The organism is Frigoriflavimonas asaccharolytica (assembly GCF_013294015.1).
Taxonomy (GTDB): Bacteria; Bacteroidota; Bacteroidia; order Flavobacteriales; family Weeksellaceae; genus Frigoriflavimonas; species Frigoriflavimonas asaccharolytica.
The window spans coordinates 1-4,903 of record NZ_JABSNO010000050.1 but is presented as its reverse complement, the minus strand read 5'-3'; the positions used below and the strand labels follow the sequence as shown (position 1 = coordinate 4,903).

The following is a 4,903-nucleotide window of genomic DNA, read 5'->3' as shown; positions in this document are numbered from 1 at the left end:
TTAAACTCAAAAAGCCATTGGAAATGTATAAATTAGCAGCATAAAAACAATTAAGAAACAACTAATTGTGGTCTAAAGAAATGAGGGTAGAATAGTCTTACAGTGTTGGTGATCATTTATTTGGTGTTCAAAGTAAAAATATAGATATCCATTCGCATTTTCTAAATGATGGTCCAGCCGGAGTAGATGTACGTAATGCAACTTCTTTTACTACAAGATATTTTACTTATTTTGTTAATAAAACAGAAGGTAATGCTGTAAATGGCAGTTTGTATAGATATACCAATAATCCTAACAACCAAATGAATGGTAGAATTGGTGTTTTTAATAATGTTGGTTCTTTATATGATAACTATTTTAACAAATATTTTAAGTCAAAATGAAAAAAAAGATTGTATTTATAATGCTCATATGCTATATTTTCACAAATGGTCAAAATATTGATAAAATTGTAAAAAATCGCGAACTAATTGATGAAATAAACTTTTCAATAAATTTTGTAAAGCATTCTTTTTCCTTTAGGAACGATATTAAATTACTTTCTAATGGTATTAATTCTAAAAAAGAATATGCACCTATAATAATCTCGGTAAGTGGTATATATGATATTGAACATGAAAAATCTTTTGCATTAAATAAAATAAATATTAAAATTATAAATTCGAAAAAAACGTTTCTGGAAAGTTCTATATTATTTGAAAATAGAACAATCAAAAAAATAAATAATTGTACACAAAAAAAAAATCAGGGACCTAAATATAATTTTGCTTTTTTTGAAGTTGAGCCAGGAATTTTAATAATTTTTAATGATCTTTCCGAAATATTAAATCAAAAAATATTAAAAAAATTAAATGCCACAAAAATTATTAATCAAGTAGATTATGAGTATAAAAATAATGATTATCGTAATGTAGAGGGGATAATTGACTATGAGTTTTTAAATAATAAATTGAAGTTATATGAAGTTGTTACAAATGATAATACATCATATATTTTTTTAAAATATGGTTTCAGATTAAATAATTCGTACTATAGAGAAAATTGTGGATTGAATTGAATTAAGAAAAAAACACTGGTGTTGAGATCAGTTGGGTAACGTAAGATTGACCTACAAAAAAGATGCAAATGACGAACTAGTAGTAACCGACAGCAACGATTATTATCCATTTGGCATGAGTTTTCTACGGAATGAAGAAGAAGATGCCTATTTTGGAAATGGTAGTTATACTAATTATAAATACAACGGCAAGGAACTGCAGGAAACCGGAATGTACGATTATGGCGCAAGAATGTACATGCCAGATATCGGTAGATGGGGAGTAGTGGATCCGCTCGCGGAGAAAACAATGCAGCCTTATGCATACGCAAATAATAATCCTATATATTTTATGGATCCTACAGGGATGGAAGGAGAAGGATGGATTGAAACAAAAATAGATGGGAAGAGAAGTATCTTTTATGACTCAAATGTTAATTCTAAACAAGAAGCAATAGACAAACATTATGTCGGCGTTACAAACTATTATGATGCAGCAACAGTAACATCTAATAATGCTAGCGGAGAGCAAATTGATCAATATAATTTAGATTCAGCAGGAGTTGCAACAGACTCTAAAGGAAATGTAATGTTCTCTAATTTCACAACTGCTGGTGGAATGGATATAGGTGTAAATAGAGATACTCAAACCATTGTTTCGATTAGAACAATGTCTTCTAAAGGATTAGGAGGAATGGGCGGAGAATTAAAATTTAGCCAAATATATGGAGTGGGATATTCTGTAGCTGTTGGTTATGTTTCTGCAGATGGGAAAAATGGAAGTTCGTTTTATATAACACCATCTACTGGCGTTGGTTATGATTCGGGTGTTTCACTCAGTTTATTTTCTGTTAATCGTCCTGATAATCGCAATTTTAATATAAATGACTTTAAAGGGAATGGCATGAGTTATAACGCAGGAATTCCCCTTTTAGGTGCTTCTTAAGGCGGTTCGGATTACAATGGTAGTTTCCAATTAAGTGATATGAATCTTAAAAATTTTGGATTAAGTAAAAATGGTTCAAGAGGTTACACTACAGCAGGAATGGGATTAAATGCTACAGCAGGTGCTTCATATCAATACGGTAGGACATTCTTATTTGGGACAACACAACCTAGAAAATAGAGCCGAAATGAATAAAAAAATTAAAATCTTACTAGCTTTTGTTGTATTTATAATACTATTTATAATGTATACTTTTAATAGTAACAATAATAAATTAGCTTTTTTTAAATCTAATAAAGAACTTTTTATCGATAAATTTCTATCAATAGAAATGAACCGAAATAAATATTTAGGAGAAGTTGCAGACAGTTCAAATCACATGAACGCTTACATGAATTTTGGACAAGTTTATCTACCTATGCTAGATCAGTGGAATGGTAAAATTAAAGAAGGTGATTATGTTTCGAAGAAAAAAGGAAGTACAACTTTAATTATCGAAAGAAATAAAGAATCATATGATTTGTATTTTGATATAAAAAACTTTGATGGAGCTCCTTTACCTATTAAACGATTCGATGGCGCAGATTGGCAATCCATGCCCTAAAATGAAAAAAGACCCGATAGCGCGGATTTGCAATCATAAGTGTTCGAAACCTTGAGATTTTGTAACTTTACGAGAAACTATGGGAGTTTCGGAAGTTTTAGATTATATACCAAAAGAGGAATTAGCAAAATTAGCTTTAGAGTATAAAGTAGATTACTCGCTCTGCGGCTTCATCTGATAGCCCGTAATTTTAGAATGCTGTTTAATAATTTCAAAAAACGTAGTATTGATAAGGGTATAGAAACAAGTAAATTCTTTAAAATAAAAAACGAAAATTCGTTTTTGGTAATTTACTAAACAAAAATGAAGATTTTCATTTTTAATATCGGCTTCTTTTAAAAATTGTAAAACCATTTTGAAAAAGTTACTTCAAAAGTTTAATATTTCAATAAAAGGTTAGAAAAAACGCTCATTTTATTAGTTATGGGCACACTTTACCACAAACAAATGTTTTATTGGCTGCTATTCTTTCTTAATTCATTTTTTCAAAGAAGATTTTAGTGTCTTTTAATTCCGGATTTTCATACACTTGGCTTCGCCGAACCACTTCGTTAGGTTTCATCTAGCGTATAAATTTTGTAGAAATAATGCGGCTTTTCGCTGTTGTATACTGTAATAGATTGGCTTATATCATTTTCTAACCGAATGCAATTACACGAAGTAACAGATCGGAAGTTTTTCTTGTGCAGATTAACCCAAATTTTTGCTTAGTCTCCAAGTTTTGTGCGTGATCCAAAAAAAGTTTAAAATTTAAAATAAAAAAAAACGCTCTGAAAAAATCAAAGCGTTTTGCAAAAATTGTAGACCCACAGGGATTAAAGTTAAACAACACTACCGCACCATAAATAATCATTTCTTTGATTTTAAACGTTTTACAAAATTTTAAACAACACTATATATCTCTAAAGCATCCTAAACAACACTCAATTTAGTCCCCGATTTTTGGAACGGGGACTAAATTAATAAAACCATAATTTTAGTTAACTACAAGAAAATTTTTAATTTCGAATATTATATCTTATTGGAATTATAGTAAAATTTTTTATAATGGACATTATGTTAAGCGTTTGTACAATTTTCCCAATTAGGCTTTAATTAAAATATTATGGCACAATTTTATAATTAATTCTAATTTGTAAATTTTCAATCAAAATTTAAAAAAAACTATGCTTTTTCTTTTAGCAACTTTATAAAATAAGAAGGCTTAATTTTGTATTTTCTTACAAAATTTGACGAAAAATTATATGGAGTCGAAAAACCAGCCAATGCTGATAAATCTTTTATATCTACATTTAAGTACCTTTTGTTTTTTAGAAGTTCGACAGCGTATTCTAAGCGCAAATCATTAATATAAACATTGAAATTTTTTCCTTTATATTCATTTATTAGTTTTGATAAATAAACATAATTGGTTCCGAAATTTTCACTTAAAAGCTTAATAGAAAGTTGAGAATCTGTGTATTTATTTTCTTCCTCGAATTTTTCTAACTGACCTAATATATTCTTTACATAGTTTGGTTTCAATCCTGGAATTTTATTAAAATATTCTGCATCCAGATCTTTTTGCATATTATTAAAACTAAAATCATCAATAATATTTTCGTTTGCAAATGTCTATTTTTTGGACTTTTCCGCAACTATATCATCAAATCTTGCTTTGTATATTTTCTGTAATTTATAAAAACGATATCCATAAAAAGATATTATCGAAATGAGAAGTAAAAGAAATACACCAAGATAATTACGGAATTTTAAAGATTTTTCAATTCTATTTTTTATATCAATCAATTTTTGAGTATCATATTCTTTATTGATTTTGGAGTACAAATACTTGAAATTTTTTTCATAAGATCTATCTAAAAGCATTAATTTATTAATGTATAATAATTGCTTATCTTTATTGCCAATAGAATCGTTGTATTTTATAAGTAATTCGTAAGCAGTGCGAAATTGGGGATCCAATTTTTTTTCTTTTTCATATTCTTTGTCTATTTCTTCTAGATATTTGATGGCAACAGCGTGTTTTCCTAATTTCCAGTTCGCAAGTCCTAAATAATAGACCTCCGTGTTATGGCTCCATTGGTCATTGTAAGAATTTAATGCCTCTTTCAATTTTATAATTGCTGTGAGGTAATCTTTGTTGTAGTAAGCGTCAGTTCCTTCTATAGAAATGAAGTATGGAATGTATTTATTTAATTTATTTTTCTTTAAATATGCTTTAATGTCTTAAACGCAAATAACTGGACACTTTTTTCTAATTGAATTTTAATTTAAGGACTCTTTATCCGACATATCTATTCCGATTTTTTTTAAGAAT

The 4,903-nt window shown here is 28.3% G+C and carries 5 protein-coding genes; 3 read left to right on the top strand and 2 right to left on the bottom strand.

Annotation, left to right across the window (positions count from 1 at the left end):
• Window positions 1-379: 379 nt before the first annotated feature.
• The 3 genes from HNQ03_RS15785 to HNQ03_RS15775 all read left to right on the top strand — a co-directional run bounded on the left by HNQ03_RS15785 (window position 380) and on the right by HNQ03_RS15775 (window position 2,586).
• Window positions 380-1,057, top strand: coding sequence for a hypothetical protein (locus HNQ03_RS15785; RefSeq protein WP_173780656.1), 678 nt, complete (start codon window positions 380-382; stop codon window positions 1,055-1,057).
• 31 nt (window positions 1,058-1,088) lie between these two features.
• Window positions 1,089-1,982: an RHS repeat-associated core domain-containing protein gene (locus HNQ03_RS15780; RefSeq protein WP_226927536.1), complete on the top strand. Its 894-nt coding sequence runs from the start codon at window positions 1,089-1,091 to the stop codon at window positions 1,980-1,982.
• Between the two features lie 109 nt (window positions 1,983-2,091).
• Window positions 2,092-2,586: a hypothetical protein gene (locus HNQ03_RS15775; RefSeq protein WP_173780655.1), complete on the top strand. Its 495-nt coding sequence runs from the start codon at window positions 2,092-2,094 to the stop codon at window positions 2,584-2,586.
• Window positions 2,587-3,750: 1,164 nt separating this feature from the next.
• On the opposite strand, the gene HNQ03_RS15770 is transcribed toward HNQ03_RS15775, so the two are convergent.
• Complete coding sequence (locus HNQ03_RS15770; protein ID WP_173780654.1) at window positions 3,751-4,155, bottom strand: helix-turn-helix domain-containing protein; 405 nt, start codon at window positions 4,153-4,155, stop codon at window positions 3,751-3,753.
• Between the two features lie 45 nt (window positions 4,156-4,200).
• Window positions 4,201-4,698 (bottom strand): hypothetical protein, encoded by a 498-nt coding sequence (locus tag HNQ03_RS15765; RefSeq protein WP_173780653.1) that lies wholly within the window; start codon window positions 4,696-4,698, stop codon window positions 4,201-4,203.
• Window positions 4,699-4,903 lie beyond the last annotated feature (205 nt).

What these genes read in the sequence shown, in the direction of transcription:
- HNQ03_RS15785 (WP_173780656.1), top strand. Translation starts at nt 380, where the DNA reads ATGAAAAAAAAGATTGTATTTATAATGCTCATATGCTATATTTTCACA.
- HNQ03_RS15775 (WP_173780655.1), top strand. Translation starts at nt 2,092, where the DNA reads ATGCTACAGCAGGTGCTTCATATCAATACGGTAGGACATTCTTATTTG.
- HNQ03_RS15770 (WP_173780654.1), bottom strand. Translation starts at nt 4,155, where the DNA reads ATGCAAAAAGATCTGGATGCAGAATATTTTAATAAAATTCCAGGATTG.